Raw genomic sequence first — 19,223 nt, 5'->3', positions numbered from 1 at the left:
AATACTGATCGCTGTCAGTCCTAACCATTTAAACTTGTCAAGTGATTACCGGGATAAACATTGAAGAAAAAACGGTTCAGTTCCGCATTCTGAGCAGCTTGTCATATTCCAGGACGGTGATGGTGCTCCCTCTCATTTCGATCAAAAGTTCTTCCTTAAAATCAGAGAGCATACGGATCACCGTCTCGGTCGCCGTTCCGGACATTGATGCAATGTCTTCCCTGGAAATGGCCATCGAAAACGGTTTGGATTTATCCTCATGATAACGATTAGCCAGCGCGACAAGGGATTCAGCTACCCTTTTCCTCACTGAATTATAGGCAAGGTGCAAAAGTTTCTCTTCGCGGTCGCGAACATTGTCTGAGAGCATACGGATAAACTTGGATGCTACGGCCCGACTGCCCTGAAAAAGTTTGAGAAAATCGTCCTTGGGTATAACAGCAACTTCCGATGGTTCCAGACAAACAGCTGACTGCTGGTAGGAATCTGCCTGCAACAAATCCAGGTAGCCCACAAAATCGCCCTCCTTGTACAGATTAGTGATATATTCCTTTCCCTGGTCGTTTGAACGAAACTCTTTGATCTTACCCTTTTGCAGGAAATAAAGACTTGCCGGGTAGGTCCCTTCGGAGTAGAGCATTTCCTTCTTTTTTAAAGTCTTCACGCGTTTATTGGCGCAAAGATTCCCCATTCCGTTCAAACTGCTTGCCTCTACGAGAAAATCATCGATCCCTTCGCTTGATCTTTCGAAATTCCGCTTGATACGGTCGTTCTTGCTGAGCCGCGTTTCCACTGCGCTGAGCAGCTCGACATCATCGTAAGGCTTGGTCAGATAATCATCTGCACCGAGCACCATCCCTTTCCGGTAGTCGTTTTTCTCGGCGCGGGCGGTCAGAAATATGAACGGGATACTAGCTGTCTTTTCATCTTTCCCCAAAAGGTGCAACACCCCATACCCATCAAGCTCCGGCATCATAATATCACAAATAATCAAATCCGGTCTGGACTGGATAGCTTTTTGAACTCCCTCTTTACCATTCTCGGCGGTTAATATCCGGTAGTTCGCCAATTCGAGAATCTCGGCTGTATTCTCGCGCATCATCGGATTATCCTCTATCAAAAGAATCGTTTTAGCTTCCAAGTTATTGATCATTAAATGAGTGATTAAACAGATCCTAGCAACCTTTGAGAAGCATATTTTCCTCGACACGCACATCTAGTTTCCCAATGGATAAGAAGTCGTTTAGAATTTCTGTGAGATTGTTTACCGTGAACTTGATCCTTTGAATGTGCTTTTGCCTTTTTTCGTCGTCCTTAGCGGAGCTATATTTGCTGATCAGCGATGATGAAGAAAGGATTGTAGCGAGCGGGGTACGGAACTCATGAGAGGCAACTGTGACAAACTGGCTTTTCATCTGGTTCAGCTCTCTTTCTTTTTCCAGCGCCTTGACAACCTCTCGTTGCGATTTTTCAACCGAGCGGGTTGCATCGGCAAGCTCGGCCGTCCGCTGGCGCACCCGTTCTTCAAGCTCGGCATTGAGCTTATGAATTTGCTCGTTGGCCTCCAATATCCTCTTCTCCTGCGTCTTTCTTTCGGTGATGTCAATGATAAATGCTACCACAAACTGTCCCTCGCTGGTTTGGAAGGGACTAAGGCTGGGATTCGCCATAACAATCACCCCTCCCCTGTTCACAACGATAATCCCTTCGGTAGCATGTCTGAAAAGCGCATCCAACATCTCCATTTGACGGGTTATTTCTCGCAGGGAACCAAATATTTCGAATGTGCGCATGCTAAGTTAACAATCTGACAGACAATAATCAACTCCTTCAAATATCCTTCCCCGACAAGCTATTTCCTGGGCTTGTCCTGGCTGCCATTGGTGGCATTTCCCCCAGAACGTATTGAGCTTGAAGAATCTGTTTACATATTTTATGGACAACACCAGATGAAAACACGCAAAACCGCATAATGAAAGACAGCATCCCCAACCCAATTGATCTTTGGAGCGACATCTTTTTTATGGCTGGTAGATTGGTACCTACCGCATTAGATACGCTAGATCGCTGCGCACTCAGAATGACTGCGATGGTTGAAAAAAATCCGATCAAAAAACAAGTGATGCAAAACGGTAGGGACGGAGTCAATAAAGACAATTTGGTCGACCTGATGATTTCGGTGACTATGTTCTCATCAACAAAATTGATCTGCATACCGTGATAAAAGGACGATCTTAAAATGCAGGTCAGCAGCGGGAGGCCAATTTTTGCATTGAAAATGAAAATTTGCGCCGAAGACTCCTATAAAGCACCTTTTTCATACTTTTTTTGAGGCGTTACTCTACTAAGGTGGGATTGAGTGCTATATGACTTTCTGCAACATCCAAAATGGTCGGATAATTATTGGGAGCATTGGCCAGAACGTTAGCTGTCGTCATATTGTATATCAGAAAAAGGACATTGCCGGATATTTCTGAATACACAGGCTTATTCAGGGGTGGTAAAACCTGCTCGCGTGCGTGATAAGAAGCATCTGCAATGACGATGGACGTATCACCGACCGGCATATCCAGCCGGACCGGAAGCGGCGGGAAAACCGGAGGGAAACTACTAATGTCAAATGCATCGGGACCAACCGGCAATACACGTATAATTTTGGGCATTATATACTGATAAAATACGTCGAAGGCCGGATTCGAAATTCGCTTGACATGGATCTTGACTTTGAAAGTAGCATCTACGAAACCAGGCGAGGGATGAAAGCTGCTCCATGCCAGGCTTACAGGCAGGGTAATGTCGGGATGGCCCGGCATTACAGTTCCGAAAATATCATTGATATTTAACTTGTTACAAAATTCCACTTTCAGAATTTCAAATTCACAAGGATAAAGCCTGGGAGTGCCATCGACCAATTTACACCCAGTCTGCGGGTCCGGTTCGGTGTGGTCCGTACAGGAAAGCGCTACTGCCATCACAAAGATGAAAGTCAACGATACCAGTTTTGGTAGGTAGGAATTTTTCATACGACACGGATTGGATGGTACGATGTACAATATTACCAAGTGATCAAAATTCAAATACATCTCAATATATGAGGTATATCCAGATCAAATCTAGTTAGACTGCCGATGCAAAATCATGAGCCCGGTCATAGCGGCAAACAATTTCAGTCATTAACTAGCCGTGTTGTCTGCTCGAATGTATGTTGCGTGTGCTGTCAAATCAACTACTAGTCAATTCGACTCTCTATCAATGTCATTCTAATAGGGTGACCAGATCATAGCCGGCATATCCGAAGCGGACATCAGAAGACCTGGGAGACTGGATCGCGGAAGTATAAGTCGATCTGGGAGCGGTATATCCTGACTCCTGAGGAATTTCTCGAAACACAGGTCCTTAACCGGTATGTCTGGAAAATCGCCAAATCGACGCAGTTTTCACGGACTATTCCTATTTAATGGAGAATTAAATCAAAAATACCCCTAAGGTATTCGAACCATCACTAAGCTTATAATCAACACCTTAACCACATAAAGTTTTTTAATCTCCAATCTATCAACATTCGTTCGAATCAATAAAAAACTCAACACTTCTCCTGCACCAGCTAATGCATCACTTTCTTCCTTATACGGCTCAAACTTTCGGGCTTCATTCCCAAAAAAGAAGCGATATACTGAATGGGCACGTTGTGCAGTATTTCTGGATATGAATCGATAAGCTTCCGGTACCGCTGCTCGGCGCTGAGTGTGGCTAGCTCATTTGACCTGTTTTCATTGTAAGCAATCGACTGCTGAAAAACCCTTATACTAAAATCCTTCATCACAGGGCTAGCAGCGGTAAGCGCATCCATCTCAGGTTTCGTGATTCTTAGCAACTCACATGCGGTAATGCATTCTACGTTTGCTGAAGAGACAGTTTGCGAGGCAAAGTTTGAATAAGACGTAAAAAACCCCGGTGGGCAATTAATATGGGTCGTAACCTCATCGCCAACTTCGTTATAGTGGAATAGTCTCAGGTAACCCGATACGATGTAATACAGATATTTAGGCACCGTTCCCTGCTCTTCGATAACCCGGTTTTTCGGAATCAACACCGCATCAAAACTAGCCGTGATTAGGGCGGCCTCTTCGCTGGAAAGCGAATGGAATTGCTGAATGCATCCGATCAGTTTACTGTGCATGCGGTTGGTTTCCTACGTTAGGTCATTTATTGATAGCAAAACTACGAAAGCAGGTGCTTATGTTCCATCAAATAAGCCAACGCTGCTTTTAACGCCTGTTCGGGGGGAGTCGGGTCAAAACCAAGCTCCATCCGCGCTTTGCTGATATCGAAATTCTGTTGCAGACCAGAAAACATCACAATATCCTTTCTGGTCAGCACTGGAGCCTTTCCGCGAATCCAGGCAGAAAACTCCATCATGCCCGCAATAGCCGTCAACATAAAGCCCGGCAAGGACTTAGGAACCGACAGTCTTAATTCAGGATATATACTCGCTGAAATCCTGGTAGACTCAGTGATAGACATGCACTTTTCATTGGCCAGAATATACCTTTCACCCGTCCTGCCTTTTCTGGCTGCAAGGTAGCAGCCTTCTGCCACGTCGTTGACATCGATCCAGTTCAAAGTAATTTTTGTATCAACCGGGATTTGCTTGTTCAAGATCAGTTTCAGAACGCCATAGGAAACGTTCAGAGGCAAGCTAGCCTCACCTCCTATCATTGCCGAGGGTAAAACTGCGACCAATTCGACTCCCAGCTCGGCCGCCAGGCGAAAAGCCAACTGCTCGCCATCATTTTTTGAATTGTAATACATATCTCCTCGTTCAGGATTGTAACCTGAGCTTTCCTTGGTCGGCAGATTTGTATAGTCAAGCGCGGCAACAGAGCTCACGTAAACAATTCGCCTGACGCCCATTTCGGCCGCCGCTTCAATCATATTGCGCGTCCCTTCCATGTTTACGTCATAGATTTCCCTTTTGGGATCCTTCGCCCATAGTTTGAACGCCGCTCCCACGGCATAAAAAACATCTACGCCATCAAGTACCTTCAATAGCGATTGCCTATCAGTAATGTCCGCCTGATGTACTTCACAATCCAACCCTGAAAGAGAAGTAATATTGCCCAGGTTGCGAACCGTTGCCCTTACAGGAATACCCTTCTTTATTAATAGACGAACAAGGTTATTCCCTAAATGCCCGTTCGCGCCGGTAACCAGCGCCAGATTTCTTTGTCCCATTTTTGCTATCTTTTATTGATAGGACAAAGGTTATCATCGCCAATCCAGCAGCACTTGACATTTGTTAGTTAATTCAGATCTCATCCGAGAACCTTCCATTTATTTGGTAGGGCTAGAAAGCTGCCTAAGGAAAAAGGAACACCACCACCAGTCCAAAACGACGTTCGTTCTTTCGACCACAGAGCGCTCACTCATCAAAAAAGCCCTGATTGCTGAGGCCCAACCTTAAAATTGTTGGCGCCTGGATTGCGCGCAGCCGGGAAAGCTGGAGCTTCCGAAGGCTATGCAATTCAACCCGCGTAAACAGGAATATGCGGGGCAGTCAACTGCTTTGCATTCCAGTATTTTTTCAATTATTAAGGCCGCACGAGTCCCTCCGCTGGGCAGCTGCCGTAGCAGACAAACGCCTGATGGCAGCTTCGTTGATAATTACTTGGCTAATCGCCTGCTCATCAAGTGCTTTGATATGTTTCGTTGTCAGGGCCCTGGTGAGCGAAATTTTCGAAGTGTCGGCATCGGGATCGAATTCCAAAACCACCATATTTGCGTTGAACTTTTTGATCCCGTCTGACAGAAGCTGATTTGCATGACCTGTAAATGGTGCATTGATTACTCCAACAAGGGGTGCTAACAATTGAAGGCTACTTTTTTCAACCTTTGAGCGCTGCAGACTGTTCTTTATGAGTACAATTTTGAGCCGTTTCAAAACCGGGCTCTGGATAGATTCGAGATACCGTACAACGTCCAACGCCGTCGCAAGTCCGTAATTTTCAAAGTATCCACCATCAACGAATTGATATCGGTCATTTTCGCCGATCGTTGAAGCCGCGCTAAGGAAAGGGAACAATTCAGAAAGGTTAACTGCTTCGCGATAGGTAATATCGCGTTTGGCTATGGAGTTAGAGAATGAGATATCCTGAAGTGGTTGGATGGCGTTTGAAAATAACGTAGTGTCACCTGCAACAAATGGCGACAAAACAGTCCGTCGCCCTGAATTTACCTCAAAAGTATTTACAAGATGAATTGGAATCGTATCCTGATTCCGCAGATAAAATCCCTGAAAGTCATCGGGCTCACTAATATCGACACCGAATCGAAAAGTGTTTTTAAGAAATTTCTCATTGCCGGTTCCAGCCAGTGCCTCTTTAAGTGCGAAATCATATTCCTGCCGGATCCGGACATTCCGATCGCGAAATGCGGTGTAAACTTTTGAAGGTGAAAATAGCGCCTTGATCCTGTTAATCAATCCCCCAAATGCACCTTCAAATCCGTCACCAAGTAATAGGCCAAACATGCCGCTAGAATTAAAGTTCTGCCGGTAGATGTGCTGAAGGTAGCTCAGTTCCCCCTTTTCCAAAGGAGCTGCGATCCTATGTTTCAGATAATGGTAGGTGCCAGGTGAGCTCCCAGACACGGTGCTGTATAGCAACGTATTACTCCAAAAGCCGTCTACTTTGTTATCAAGAAGCCCTAATACCCGAGCCGTAAAATAACCAGCCCTTGACCCTCCACCCATTCCGCAGACAATGTAAATATTGCTACTATCTGCCGCCTTACTATGAGATTCAATAAACTTAATGCGTCGTTCTATTGCATTCTCCAAGAGCCTTTTACTATCTACAGGTCCGAGACCTTTGCTAAACCTTTCGCAAGAAATCAGGTTCTGCGCCGAAGCTGTTTTCAATTCTCTTAAAGGCACGACGAACTGGCCAGGCGGGGTTATATTGGGAGCGACAAGAAATATGACAATGCCCAGATAGCCCAGTATTTTTTGCCATGGTTTTTCGGCCACAGCCAGGTGCCGGCAAAAATCAACGTAATTGATCAAAAAGGCGAAAACTGCCAACATGACAAACATCGTATTAATGGCAGTCATTGACGGCAGCAGAAAAAAAGTCAAATTGAAAATGCAAAGAAACCAGAACAGCGTGTAGTAAAACTTCTTGCTCTCGGCTGCGGTTTTTGTACTGGTCAATTGGTCGACTCGTTTACGAATGTCCTTTTGCTTCATATCAACACCATTCGTAAAGAAAATCAACCTAAAGACAGTGACGCCGCTCAAAACCATGAAGCCTCCAATTATACAACTAATATACGCATCCCTATCGCGGAGATTCTCGTCGATCAGAGACACTGCTAGGAGAACCAGCGCCGAGTAAAGTAGCTCGATCAATAAAAGACGTGTAAGTAGATTGAAATAGTAATTGGGAAATACTCGGCCAACCAGCTCGCGTAGAAGAACTGTCGCATTCTCCATGGGTGCTTTGACAGTTTTCAAATTTAGAATCAAAGCATCGAAAACAGCCAAGAACAACAAAATTGCCCCATTCACACCAATAACTTTAGAGTTTGCAACGTCCTCGTTAACGTACCTAAAAAAGAAAGCATTTGCCAGGATCAGGAAAGGGACAGTTGCCACAATGGAAAGGATCCTACATCCCACATAAAACCGCTGAATACTACGTCGGTCGAGATTAATTCTGTTCACCCTCTCGCCGGTAAATAGAAAAAAAGGTATCGCCCAAATTGCGAGAGCTGTCAACAAAGTCAAAAAAAACAAAAAATATATCGCCAGGAGTTTCCACCACCATTCTTCACCATCCTTGATTATGTAACCTACAAAACTGATAATCAAATCACTTCCTGCATCGATATAAAAGAACAGAATCCATAGAACCACTAACAATAAGACAGTGTACCAGTTTGATCTGAGAATTCTCCAAAACATAGGCACGAGGTATTGCCGACAGATTCGCGGCATTCCCCAATACCGCTGCATCAACTTGGTCAACCAAAAATAAAACCGAAAAAGCAGCTTCGTTTTGGCGCAAATGAGCAACACCAAACCTGCGATCAGGCACCAAAAAAGCAGTGAATTTTTCAGGGAGGACCAAAATCCGTAGCTATTGGCGAGAATTTGAGTGATGAGCTCAGCGTATCTTAGCTTATTCATTATCAGAGTTGGGTTGGTTTCTAGGCGAATAACCAAAAGTTACCATTTTAGGCTCTGAAATATTACAAGGTTTCAAAAATTTGATTAAACGGCTGCACAAGAGCACATTGCACTTAAACACTACGCCTTCCAATGACTAACCCAGTAATCATTTCGGCGGATTATCCAGATAGTCGTATCCGGTGTGGGTGACGATCAATATTATACGCCGTTTTTTGATACTTGGTGGAAAATAAGGCGTAGCTAACCGAATGAAAATCAATTATAAATACCATTAGCGAAATAAAAATCTAACAATAGATTGCTATATAGGTATTACGTAGAGCTTTTCGTGCAAAGCGTCTAATTATCACTATGGAATTGAACACAAGGAAAATCGATAAAGAAGGCTTGATATGTTCGCAAACTATTTATTGACTTCTTTTTACGATTGAGCAATATTTTGTCAAAAATCAAGTAATTAAAGAAATACCGCACCCATCTCTTCGATTCTTTTATCCTTATGTCACGCCAGTAGCACGTGAATATTGACTTTGTCATGGATTTCCTTTTTTTGTTTAAACCATATAAAAACACTTGTATGACTCCTTTTGAAGAGTATTTCACGGACAAAATTTTAACTAATCGATCAGATTTCTGGGGCGGCCCAATTGGAACACCAGCAGGACAAGCAGTGACTGGTGTGACGATCACTAATGGCAGTAAAACCATGACCATTTCTTCATCTGTAACTGGCAGTGGCGCGTACCTAAGTCGTGGTAATTTCAATACTACGATATTCCCTGACCGGACAGGTGGGGACGAAGTGTGGTTCAGGCTACTGATTTCGGACATGAACCTTGGTGTGTTTCAACAGAATTTTGCCGTTTCATTGTTTTCGGGAGGGACGAATGTGACTCCAATCGCCTCCTCAATCGTTTCCCGCACATTTTCGGCCAACCCTGCATTCATCGAGGTAATCGTTCCCTATACGCTGCAAGCGAACACGGAAAGCATGGAATTACGCCTGACAGTCCGATCGGATGCCCAGTCGGGTACCAACAGAACTATCACCTGGAGTGAACTGAATGCTTTTAATAAGACAGATGGATATACTGTTGCAATTGACAAAGTCGAGACAGGACTTAGAAATTCAGAATACATGTATACGTTCTTTGAACGGAGTTCGGTAATGTCCAAAGCAGTTGATAACAATTCTACAGACAACGCACCACGGATACAAGATGAGATTGACAACGCAATTCAAAACGGCGGAGAACTGATTTTTCTTCAAAAAAACGCTATCAGGGTAAATGCTGCCCTTACCGTTAACGGTCCGCTCGCCATTAAGGGCAAAAACACACAATTTCGGATTAGTAATCCCAACCCGAATAAAGAGCTGTTTACGATAACTACATCCGATAGGTTTGAGTGTAGAAGTATAGCCATTTCCCCAGTTGACACCAACGCGCAGATAACAAGTTTTCGGTTTACGGTCGCAAACTATGATAGCATCATCGATTCTGTTTCGTTCAAGGACTTTCTACATACAAACACAAGCGCCCTTTTCCTTGATAATGTTAACGACTTTGTTTTGCAAAATTGCAAGTTTCTTGGAGGCCCAACAGCCTTGGCTATTGGTCACGTAGCCCCAACGAACAATGTCACAGTTCGACGGTGTCGGTTCGAAAGCGCGTTCGATGGTATCTATGCAAAGTCGGCGAATAATTTGATTATAGCGGAAAACATTTTCAGGATCGCCCCACCGCTGACCCATTCTAATCGAAACATTATATTGGACCTTGCAAGCGGGACCCACGAAAATGTCAAAATTTGCGATAATCAACTTTTGTCGTTTATACAGTATTCGGTTCGAATATTTACATCAAATTCAGGACTGCTGAGAAACCTGGCAATTACCGGCAACTATTTTAAAGACCTATCAGGCTCCGGGTTTTCGGGCCCGATTAGGATAACTGGCATAGATTCTACAAACCTACCGGCTCCATTGTCTATTGATGGAGTACTGATACAAGCAAATCAAATCCTAAATAAACAAGCAGCATGCCAAATCAATGATGTTTCTAACTTAAATATTAACGGAAACAACATTATAAAGACCGGAACTTCCAGTGGCGTTGTAGCATATGCACTACTTCGTTGCCCAGACCCCAAAGTACTGTCAACCGACAATCTTATTTCAGGACAATCAGCAACTTAGATTGTGACCCTACCCCACATTTCTAGTGTATCACAGTCATTCTAAATTGATCGACAATGGCAGTTACAATCACAACAACCTCGTGTGAAACCGAGGACGACTATTTCTTAAATAAAGCAACCGCTATATATCCTGCATTTGTAGACAACCTGCCCTATGAAGCCTGGACAGATTGGGTTTCTAACGCAACCATTGCGCAAACTAGCAAACCATACTTCCAATTTAAAGCAGCAGGAGGCACAACATATCAATGGGAAGTTGAACCAAATACGAACAGTGTTTTACCTCCGGGACTATCGCTATTACAAAATGGTCAGCTCTCTGGTACGCCCACCAAAGAAGGGCTTTTCGAGTTTACGCTACGCGCAACATCGGGAGCAGATTATGATACAAAACGTTTCAAATTTAAGGTTTATCCGGAACGCTCCCGGTGGCTGCGGGACGCCCGATTTGGGGTTACCACTCACTGGGGAAGATTCACTCATCCTGCCATCCAGAATAGCCCACCGCGTGACCCGCCATTAAACGGAACGGGAACGCAACAATTCGAAGGCCGTGTGACGCAATTAAACGCAGCAAACTGGGCCCAACAGATGGAAGGTTGGGGCGCCGGTTTTATCGAATTCTCCGCAATATGGCAAGATAGTTATCGCAACTGGATATCAACTACTCCAACAAGATATCAGCTTCATACGGAAAATCGCGACTTCGTCGATGAAATTGTCGCGGCATTCCATGCTCGTAACCTAAAGGTAATCAGCTATTTTTGTCCCGACTATCGTGGAAATCCGGCATGCGTTGATGGCACTCAAGGGTGCACTGATCCAGTAAAATTTTCATGGACTGACGCGGATTCCAACGGAAACTGGGGAACACCTAACCTTGGCTACATTACCGAACTTGTTGTAAATAAGAAAATTGACGGTCTATGGATGGACATCGGCGGAGCATCGGACATTTATGGAAATCCGCCAATCAATCCAGGATGGTTGTACTATGACAAAGTCATACCGGTAATTCGACATCATAACCCCTTTTTTATCTTCGGAGTCAATCCGGGCGTTCGTGGTAGCTTCAACACAGAGTTAAAATTTGGGGGTACCCAAGTGCTGTATCCTTACGCCGATTTTGTCATTTATGAAAGTACGCTAGACTCTTCGACAAACGCGATTATGAGCTCTGAGCAAGCTACACCATTGATGTCAAAAAAGAAAATGGCAATCTATGTCTCTAACAAAGTCACCCGCTCATGGGGTTGGGGCGCGACGACACATGAAGATCCTATTAAAGACCCTGTCTCTGTCAACGAAAACATCGGGCTAAATTGGAAGGCCGGTGCTACTGTATCTATGGGTTTACCCGTTCGGTGCGATGGACTGCTGCTAGACCCTCGGTTTCAACCAATAATGTCGGCCATTGGTAGCTATGTAACTACAAACAAAGCATTTAGTGAGGACCCGCAGATTTCCCTTTTGAACAATACTGTTATAATTACGACGAGCTTGCCGGCTAGGATATTCTACACATTGGACGGGACCGATCCTGACGAGAACTCCTCGAATGTTTACCTGAATCCGATACCCATTACCCGAAACACCATCATTAAAGTGAGAACTTTGCAGACAGGCAAAAGTCTCGGGTTCATGAAGCAGCTAGTGATCGAAGGCTATTCGACAAGCGGACCAGTAAATTTACTGCTTGGAGAAAAACCGAACGACACATTATCCTATCAGGAAGTAACAAATCTATACAAAACTGTCGACAACAGCCGCTTCTACCGCGGCATGCAATTTACGGTTGGCAGCGCGCCGATTATCATCACAGGAATCGGACGTAGATCGGTGGGCACAAACGTAACGCGAAACGTTATCGTCAAGCGGTACTTTGACGAATACCCTGTCTATTCCGGTAATCTGTTGCCAGACATTTCTTCAACAGGGGATTACTATTTCACTGACATTGCCGAGATCAGGCTAGAAGCGGGAATGACATATATAATTGCTATTCAGGAACTTTCCAACGAAAAAGGCATTCCCGATGCAGACCGCAAGAAATATTACGCCAATACCTTCACAGATATTCCGTACACGCGAGACTTGCGCATTATCCAGGCGTTTAATCTAAGTCCTCTCGGCGACTTTTATCCATTTCCATTAGATCACAATAACAAAATGGATACAGTTGGTCAGATTGTAAATTTGAAATATCGAGTAGTGTCAGACGAAAGAAAGTATGACCTGGCATTGGGTAAACCAGTGCGTTTTCTCAGTGGAATTGGTGGAAGTCAATTAATCCCGTCGCAATACATTCGGTATGCGATTAATGCAACGGATGGCAACCCCAATTCCTATGCGATTGCCGGCGGAGTCTATGCAAATACCGTTCGGGTTAATTTGCTTTCCCTTAATAAAATAAACAGAATAGCTTTCAGGTTCACACCGTATAACTATGCAACGGAGTTTGAAATCTACTGCTCGACCGATGAAAACGGAAGTGACGCGGTATTGATGAACCATTACGTCAATAACAAAAATTTGGACTTTCAGTTTAAATTCGACCCTGTTTTGACACAATATGTATTTTTCAAAAGTATCCTGCCAAATGCTCCCGGTCAGGAAGGCGGATCGATGGGCTTTGAAAGTATCGAAGTCTATTGCGATGGCTTATAGCGTCTAAGTATTCAATACTTTGTTTGCTCTTGATATGCATTGGGTAATTCGCAAAAACCAAGCCATTACCCGATAACACCCCTGTTTCCAGTTAACCTTGAACGGATCGACAGCCGTTTAAGGTTAACTGAACACGAATCGTAAACATAATGATCAACACCGCCACGGTTCTGGAGTGAGATTTTAACTGTAAGTACATCCAGCAACGATGTTTAAGGGTTTGGGAGTAATCATCCCTTAAATTGTCGATCGGATTAGCTGCCCCTGCCCTTACGGATTGGAACCCGAGGGTAAGGCCGGTTATTATAAGCGCTACTATCAGCTATCCCCGCTTTCGTCCCGGCGAAATGGGCAAACGTGCAATGCTGCATTTCACAAACAACTGATTTTTCGAGCGCCTTATCTTCCTTTGCTGAATGCCAGACTAGGGATAAACTTCAATAGATAAATAGCGCGCAACAAAGGTGTGGCCCCTTAGGTACCAAGAAGACCTAGGGAAATATCCTGTGTCTATTTGTACTGTTGTTTAAAGCGCCTTAGAGGGCGCTTTTTCGTTTAAAAAACTTAATGCCATCAATTAGTCGTCTTTATTTACCGAATGCTAATCAATTACTCCCGAAATATCGGGAGGATGAAACACTATATAAGTTACTCAACCTTACCTTGAATGGGGCACAGCCCTCTCCTTTGGGCCGCACCGGCTTACGAGACGTCCTTCCGTCTGATCAATGCAGCAATTCCCATCTCACAACAAGATTTGAGACAGATGCGACAAGTAATTCGGGTAAGTCACTTCAAGCAAAACACGAGAGTTATTGGAGGTTTAAGGCTTGCGTCAAAAAGCGCTGAAATCTTCTCACCGCCCAGTAATGTCGCGTTTTCTGATTTATTGTTTGGAAGGCTACTATACCCTACTGCCATCCCAACCAGTTTTACATGTAAAAGCCAGCGCCTTCCGAAAACTGGTTGAATAATTCCTTCTGATGGTAGTAATTCATCAATTTCACGATTTGAATTGATTATACTTCGAAAATATTTACTTTGAAATCAAGATACTTTTAAGCAAAAATCAATGAGCGTGTATTTTGTGATAGAGCAGTGAGAGCTGCATGCCAGTTTCTCTTAAATGACCAACACAATTCCCTCTTCTAATGCTTTTTCATAATTCGCTTTATTGAATTCATATAAATAGGGGGAACGATGAGGCCCGATAAACCGCCGTTCGTCGAGTTTGTTGAGCAAGCCCAATGCAAATAGCTTCTTTGGGAAATTACGCCGGTCCAATGATTTTGCCAGCAGGCTTTCGTAGAGGAAATGAATTTCGGGCAGGGTAAACTTGGGTGGCAACAAGTTAGCCCCGATCGGTTGATGGTAAAGGTGCAGGCGGACCGTCTGCAGCGCCTTTGTAACCATGTCATTATGATCGAAGAGCAGCTCGGGAACCTGATCAATGTCCCACCATCGATATTCTTCAACAAACAAGTTAGTTCGGACCGAAACCTGCTGGTAGTCAACCAGCGCATAGTAGCCGATTGTTATTTGGCGACCTAAAAGCCAGTTATCTTTCTTGATTTTAATCCCCAGCGCATCGGGCTGAATTAATCGTTCCAGATCCTGAACTGTTCGGTGGTGTACCCGGTAGGGACTATCCCCAAAGGTGTGAAACTGTTGAAGGAACAGACCGCTTATACCGGTGGTCTCCTCCGCTATCCGGTTTGCGGCTACGGAGATTGGTTCCTCATGACGGATCGGTCCACCAGGTAATCCCCACTGCTGATGGCCGTTGTATCGGATCAACAGAATTTTTACCTGTTGGTCATGATAGCCCAAAATGGCGCAATCCAGCGACAGATGAGCCATGAATTGCTGGTGACCATTAAGTATAAAAGCAATGGCAGCGTCAATTTCAGTCATAAAGCAAAAATAGGATTATGAATAAGACATATCAAAGTGACCGGCGGGTAATCAGCCGACATGGGTTTTCTACATGCCGGGGATGGTTGGCACGAACCAGGTCGGCAGCGGTTCGGCCCATCCGGTCAAAATCTGTCGATATCACCGTGATGCCATCCAACAGAATTTCTTTTAGGGGCGTCTCATTGTAGGCAATGATGCCGACCTGTTTCCCGATCTGATAGGAGGTGTCTTTGGTCTTTCCAATTACTGTAAACAAATCTTCCTCGCGTAAACAGATATAGGCACTACTACCCTCGATACTAAGGTTACCTACCTCGTAGATAGGTTTTGCCTGAAAGCCATACTCATAGCAGAAAGCAAAAAAGCCATTCACAATCGCATTAGACCGATTCGTGTCGGTGGGAAGGAGCATGTTCAGCGTTGCGTATTTGTTAAGGAGCGGTAAGGCCTCGGTCAACGATTGAATCAGGTCTTTTTCAAAATTCTGGACGACGGATGCATATTGGCCGCTAAGCCCTTCCACCCGCTTATCCAGCAGAATGAGCTTCTCCTTAGGTACCTGGTTGAGCAACTGTGCTGTTTTTTCCTGATGGCTGTCGAGATGAGGGATTATAACATAATGGCTATACTCCCCCAGGTGTTTCAGCAACAGGTCTTCGAAAATGCGATAGTTGTTGTTATAGGTAAACAAGTCTAACGCAACGGGATCGCCGCTCCAATCTGTTCCCATCTGGTCAACGAAGGCATCGTAGACAATTTTCTTGTGTGTGCTCAGTTCGTTGAACAGTAGTAAAACCTTCAGGCCCTGCCCCGGTTTCAAGGAGTTAATGTAATAGCCTTTACCATGGACCCCTCCGATGATATTCTGTTTTCTGAGGTGATCATAGGCTCGTTCGACGGTCCGTTTGCTGACGTTGAGTTCGGCACAGAGTTCATACAATGAAGGTAGTTTTTCACCCGGCCGGATTGCATTGAATTGAATGCCATCAACAATGTAATTGACAATCTGCAAATACTTTGGCGTGCTGGAGAAATCATTGATTGCTATCTGACCAACCATATATTACGTAGTTTTTACGCAATAAAGATAGGGCTAAAAAAATTATATTGTAAAAAATACGCAATAATAATTTCACCAAAACTTCTGAGAATATTAACAAAAACAGCCTCAGGCGTATAATCTGGCCTGTTTCTGCTCCCAATGGGCTGATCGAACGCAGGTTACTTATAAATGTCGGGGGACAGTTGAGGACAGTTTTTACTTTTCGGCTAGTAAACTTTGTGGGAGAAATAAAAACATTCTCAGTTATTAACGATCAGTTATGGGATCAACTCTCTACCTCTTTTCAGTTGGTTTGTCCGCGGCTCTCTGTCTCGGCCAAACCAACCAGAGCCTGCCAACAGGTTCAAGCGCAGACTTGTCCGTTGCCTCTCGAAGGCAACAGGACCTTGTGGTATCGGGCAAAGTCACCGATGAAAAAGGCGAGGCGCTGCCCGGTGTCAGTATCGTGGTGAAAGGAACTACCTGGGGTACAAAATCGGATGTCCAGGGCCTCTACCAGCTTGCAGTCCCGAATGCAGGAGCGGTATTAGTGTTCAGTTTTGTGGGCTATATGGCCAAAGAGATGACAGTGGGTACCGGCTTGACCCTTAACGTAGCGTTGGACGTCGACAGTAGAGCCCTGAATGAGGTTATCGTAACGGGGGTCTTCGACAAGCGCAGACGCATGGAGGCCTCGGTGGGTATCACCACGCTGTCTTCCCATCAGATTCAGCGTTTGCAGCCCAATAGTGCTGCTGATTTGCTGAAAAACGTTCCGGGGGTCTATGTCAATTCTTCACAGGGAGAAATCCGCAACACGGTCTATTCAAGGGGCGTCGGTGCCGGCACGAGCGGGTATTTTTATGTGTCGATGCAAGAGGATGGTTTACCGGTAACCAATGTGTCCGGCACTAGCTTGGGGCCCGACTACTTTCTGCGGGCCGACGCTACGATCAACCGTCTGGAGGCCGTTCGGGGAGGTTCGGCGGCCATTACCGGCCCTAACGCGCCTGGCGGCATCTTCAACTATGTCTCCAAAACGGGCGGGGCCGTCCTGGCAGGAGAAATGCGGGCGAAATTCGGCCTGGAAGGTAGTGCCAATCCATACTATCGTGCCGATTTGTCGCTGGGTGGTAAGCTGAATCGAAAGGGTGATCTTGCGTTTCACCTGGGAGGTTTTTATCGCTATAACAACGGCGTACGCTACGCGGGCTACCCCATGAATTATGGGGGTCAGTTGAAAGCAAATGTGGTGAAAACCTATCGGAAGGGTAGTGTGAAACTCTATGGCAAATTCCTCAACGACCACAACAGTTACCTTGACTTTTTACCGGCCCGGAACTTTGATAAACCAGGGACTGCACCTGGGATCCGGAACACCGACACCTTTGCCGGTCCCGGCAGTCAGGTTTTCGATTATAAGTACAGCAAGGCCGCTCCTGTTCGTCGTTTTGATCCGGAAAACCTGATCCATGCCCGGGATCGTGCCCTCGGGATCGACTGGCAGCATGAGCTGGGTGGAGGCTGGTCGGTCAGTAACAACATTAAATACACCAGCAAGGTACTTACTTGGAATTCGGTGTTACCGCTTGGCATTCTGTCGGCCAATGAACTGTTGACTTATTATTTCATGCAGTCGCTGGGCCGGTTTGGCACCTATAACTTTACCGACCTCACCACCGGACAACCAGCTTTGACGACCATGCAGCTGCCCCGGTTGGGGCCCAACAACGAGTTCCTGGGTTTTGATTTTCCAGTCATAAAGGGACAGTTGCCGAATTCGGTTATCCAACCTTACCCGGTTCTGCTGCAATTGGCCCGGTCCAATGACAATAAACTAAACGAAGTACTCGATCAGTTTTCGGTCAGCAAACGTGTTGGCAAGATGACCTTCACAGCGGGTCTGTACTATGGTGCCTCGCATATGGACTACCAGGAGAATGTGGCCGGACTCGCCCTTTCCACTGCTGAAAACCGGCCTCACCCGCTGGGCATAAGCATTACCGATTTTGCCGGTACCACCTACCAGGCTACCAACCCGCAGGGAATGCTCAACACCGGAGGATCCTTCAAATCCAGCGACCTGCGACAAAAACAACTGGCGTTCTTCTTTGGCCATAGCTGGCAGATCACTGACAAACTAAACCTCGATTACGGGTTTCGCTACGATCATACACGGGTAAAAGGCAGTAGCCTCGGCTCTGTTACGGACAGCTCGGCCTCAGCTGGTGGTTATGATGAAAATCCCCTGACGCTTTGGGATAATGCAGTCAATAAGGCTACGGCGCCCTGGTTTACGGACAATACCATCGCCACATTTTCATTCTCCGGAGCCCTGAATTACCAATTCCAGGATAATCTGGCGTTGTATGGGCGGTTTTCACAAGGTAACAAAGCGCCGGACCTCACCTTGTATACCAGTGCTTTCTCGCAGGACCAGGTCGATAAACAATTGTTTAAACCCGAATACGTCACCCAGGTTGAAATGGGGCTGAAAGTAAAGCGGGACAAGTTGACAGCATTTATTACCCCCTATTACAGCCGGATGACCAACCTGGCCACAAGTGCATATGTCTCCGACCAGAACAACAATTTTTATTATACCCCAAATGTATATAGCAGTCGGCAAAGTTATGGGTTGGAATTGGAAGGGACCTACTCGCCTGTCAGCCAGCTAAGTATCCGGGCCGTTGCAACGCTGCAGCGAACCCGCTCCATTCTCAGCCGGTCGTGGGTAACTGGTGATCCGGGCGCTCAGGATGATCGCGTGGAGGAGGTCCGGGGAGGCCGCATCGCTGGTACGCCAGACTTTATGGCCACGCTGACACCAACGTATACAGCTGGCCGGTTCAGTGCATTCGTTAACTATTACTACCTGGGAAAACGGGCCGCCAACAACCTGGAAACTTTCTACCTGCCTGGTTTTGGTCAGACCGATCTGGGCTTGGGATATCGGTTCACGAAGCGGTTGACACTTAATGGCAATATCAACAACCTGTTCAACAAGGTGGGTGTGATGGACTGGCAAGCGCCCGGTGGCTTTCCCAATAGCGGCAACACGGGTGGGTTTACACCGGCGCAACGGGAGGGGAACCCGAATGCGGTTTTCAGCATCCTCCCGATCCAACCTCGATCGTTATATCTGTCGGCCTCTTATCGATTCTGACAGACTCTTTTCTTGACCAAATCAAACAAAAACACAATTAA

Annotated in this window: 12 protein-coding genes; 4 read left to right on the top strand and 8 right to left on the bottom strand. The window is 45.5% G+C overall.

The genetic code is table 11. The features are described from left to right. Positions 1-76: 76 nt before the first annotated feature. Both ACTJJJ_RS00220 and ACTJJJ_RS00215 read right to left on the bottom strand, forming a co-directional pair. Positions 77-1,153 carry a response regulator gene (locus ACTJJJ_RS00220; RefSeq protein WP_440701048.1) on the bottom strand — a complete coding sequence of 359 codons (1,077 nt, stop codon included), beginning with the start codon at positions 1,151-1,153 and terminating at the stop codon, positions 77-79. A gap of 22 nt (positions 1,154-1,175) precedes the next feature. After that, the gene (locus ACTJJJ_RS00215; RefSeq protein WP_440701047.1) at positions 1,176-1,745 is read right to left on the bottom strand and encodes a histidine kinase dimerization/phospho-acceptor domain-containing protein; all 570 of its coding nucleotides are present in this window, start codon (positions 1,743-1,745) and stop codon (positions 1,176-1,178) included. A gap of 227 nt (positions 1,746-1,972) precedes the next feature. On the opposite strand from ACTJJJ_RS00215, the gene ACTJJJ_RS00210 reads away from it, so the two are divergent. Further along, complete coding sequence (locus ACTJJJ_RS00210) at positions 1,973-2,221, top strand: hypothetical protein (RefSeq protein ID WP_440701046.1); 249 nt, start codon at positions 1,973-1,975, stop codon at positions 2,219-2,221. A gap of 115 nt (positions 2,222-2,336) precedes the next feature. Here the strand turns inward: ACTJJJ_RS00210 and ACTJJJ_RS00205 are convergent, their stop codons facing one another. The 4 genes from ACTJJJ_RS00205 to ACTJJJ_RS00190 form a co-directional block, all read right to left on the bottom strand. Next, complete coding sequence (locus ACTJJJ_RS00205) at positions 2,337-3,023, bottom strand: hypothetical protein (protein WP_440701045.1); 687 nt, start codon at positions 3,021-3,023, stop codon at positions 2,337-2,339. Positions 3,024-3,604: 581 nt separating this feature from the next. Continuing rightward, positions 3,605-4,180 (bottom strand): Crp/Fnr family transcriptional regulator, encoded by a 576-nt coding sequence (locus ACTJJJ_RS00200; RefSeq protein ID WP_440701044.1) that lies wholly within the window; start codon positions 4,178-4,180, stop codon positions 3,605-3,607. A gap of 41 nt (positions 4,181-4,221) precedes the next feature. Beyond that, positions 4,222-5,235 (bottom strand): NAD-dependent epimerase/dehydratase family protein, encoded by a 1,014-nt coding sequence (locus ACTJJJ_RS00195; RefSeq protein ID WP_440701043.1) that lies wholly within the window; start codon positions 5,233-5,235, stop codon positions 4,222-4,224. Positions 5,236-5,584: 349 nt separating this feature from the next. Further along, positions 5,585-8,188 carry a hypothetical protein gene (locus ACTJJJ_RS00190; protein WP_440701042.1) on the bottom strand — a complete coding sequence of 868 codons (2,604 nt, stop codon included), beginning with the start codon at positions 8,186-8,188 and terminating at the stop codon, positions 5,585-5,587. 580 nt (positions 8,189-8,768) lie between these two features. Between ACTJJJ_RS00190 and ACTJJJ_RS00185 the strand changes: the two genes are divergently transcribed. Both ACTJJJ_RS00185 and ACTJJJ_RS00180 read left to right on the top strand, forming a co-directional pair. Next, a complete protein-coding gene (locus ACTJJJ_RS00185) occupies positions 8,769-10,388 on the top strand; it encodes a hypothetical protein (protein ID WP_188931923.1) in 1,620 nt (539 codons plus the stop codon). A 56-nt stretch (positions 10,389-10,444) separates the two neighbouring features. Next, positions 10,445-13,057 carry a chitobiase/beta-hexosaminidase C-terminal domain-containing protein gene (locus ACTJJJ_RS00180; protein ID WP_440701041.1) on the top strand — a complete coding sequence of 871 codons (2,613 nt, stop codon included), beginning with the start codon at positions 10,445-10,447 and terminating at the stop codon, positions 13,055-13,057. A 1,122-nt stretch (positions 13,058-14,179) separates the two neighbouring features. Here the strand turns inward: ACTJJJ_RS00180 and ACTJJJ_RS00175 are convergent. Both ACTJJJ_RS00175 and ACTJJJ_RS00170 read right to left on the bottom strand, forming a co-directional pair. Next, positions 14,180-14,971, bottom strand: a complete 792-nt coding sequence (locus tag ACTJJJ_RS00175) for an NUDIX hydrolase (protein WP_188931955.1) — start codon at positions 14,969-14,971, stop codon at positions 14,180-14,182. A gap of 31 nt (positions 14,972-15,002) precedes the next feature. Further along, positions 15,003-16,034 carry a GntR family transcriptional regulator gene (locus ACTJJJ_RS00170; protein ID WP_440701040.1) on the bottom strand — a complete coding sequence of 344 codons (1,032 nt, stop codon included), beginning with the start codon at positions 16,032-16,034 and terminating at the stop codon, positions 15,003-15,005. Between the two features lie 262 nt (positions 16,035-16,296). Here ACTJJJ_RS00170 and ACTJJJ_RS00165 point away from each other — a divergent pair, with 262 nt between their 5' ends. Then, positions 16,297-19,182: a TonB-dependent receptor gene (locus ACTJJJ_RS00165; protein WP_440701039.1), complete on the top strand. Its 2,886-nt coding sequence runs from the start codon at positions 16,297-16,299 to the stop codon at positions 19,180-19,182. Positions 19,183-19,223: the final 41 nt, after the last annotated feature.

This window comes from Dyadobacter sp. 22481 (genome assembly GCF_052044875.1).
In the GTDB taxonomy this organism is placed as follows: domain Bacteria; phylum Bacteroidota; class Bacteroidia; order Cytophagales; family Spirosomataceae; genus Dyadobacter; species Dyadobacter endophyticus.
The sequence above is the reverse complement of the archived record's forward strand: the minus strand, read 5'-3'. Positions and strand labels throughout refer to the sequence as shown.

Bases quoted from the DNA above. Each gene is read 5' to 3' on its own strand.
- ACTJJJ_RS00165 (WP_440701039.1), top strand. From the start codon at position 16,297: ATGGGATCAACTCTCTACCTCTTTTCAGTTGGTTTGTCCGCGGCTCTC.
- ACTJJJ_RS00210 (WP_440701046.1), top strand. From the start codon at position 1,973: ATGAAAGACAGCATCCCCAACCCAATTGATCTTTGGAGCGACATCTTT.
- ACTJJJ_RS00195 (WP_440701043.1), bottom strand. From the start codon at position 5,235: ATGGGACAAAGAAATCTGGCGCTGGTTACCGGCGCGAACGGGCATTTA.
- ACTJJJ_RS00180 (WP_440701041.1), top strand. From the start codon at position 10,445: ATGGCAGTTACAATCACAACAACCTCGTGTGAAACCGAGGACGACTAT.
- ACTJJJ_RS00190 (WP_440701042.1), bottom strand. From the start codon at position 8,188: ATGAATAAGCTAAGATACGCTGAGCTCATCACTCAAATTCTCGCCAAT.
- ACTJJJ_RS00215 (WP_440701047.1), bottom strand. From the start codon at position 1,745: ATGGAGATGTTGGATGCGCTTTTCAGACATGCTACCGAAGGGATTATC.
- ACTJJJ_RS00175 (WP_188931955.1), bottom strand. From the start codon at position 14,971: ATGACTGAAATTGACGCTGCCATTGCTTTTATACTTAATGGTCACCAG.
- ACTJJJ_RS00220 (WP_440701048.1), bottom strand. From the start codon at position 1,153: ATGATCAATAACTTGGAAGCTAAAACGATTCTTTTGATAGAGGATAAT.
- ACTJJJ_RS00170 (WP_440701040.1), bottom strand. From the start codon at position 16,034: ATGGTTGGTCAGATAGCAATCAATGATTTCTCCAGCACGCCAAAGTAT.
- ACTJJJ_RS00205 (WP_440701045.1), bottom strand. From the start codon at position 3,023: ATGAAAAATTCCTACCTACCAAAACTGGTATCGTTGACTTTCATCTTT.
- ACTJJJ_RS00200 (WP_440701044.1), bottom strand. From the start codon at position 4,180: ATGCACAGTAAACTGATCGGATGCATTCAGCAATTCCATTCGCTTTCC.
- ACTJJJ_RS00185 (WP_188931923.1), top strand. From the start codon at position 8,769: ATGACTCCTTTTGAAGAGTATTTCACGGACAAAATTTTAACTAATCGA.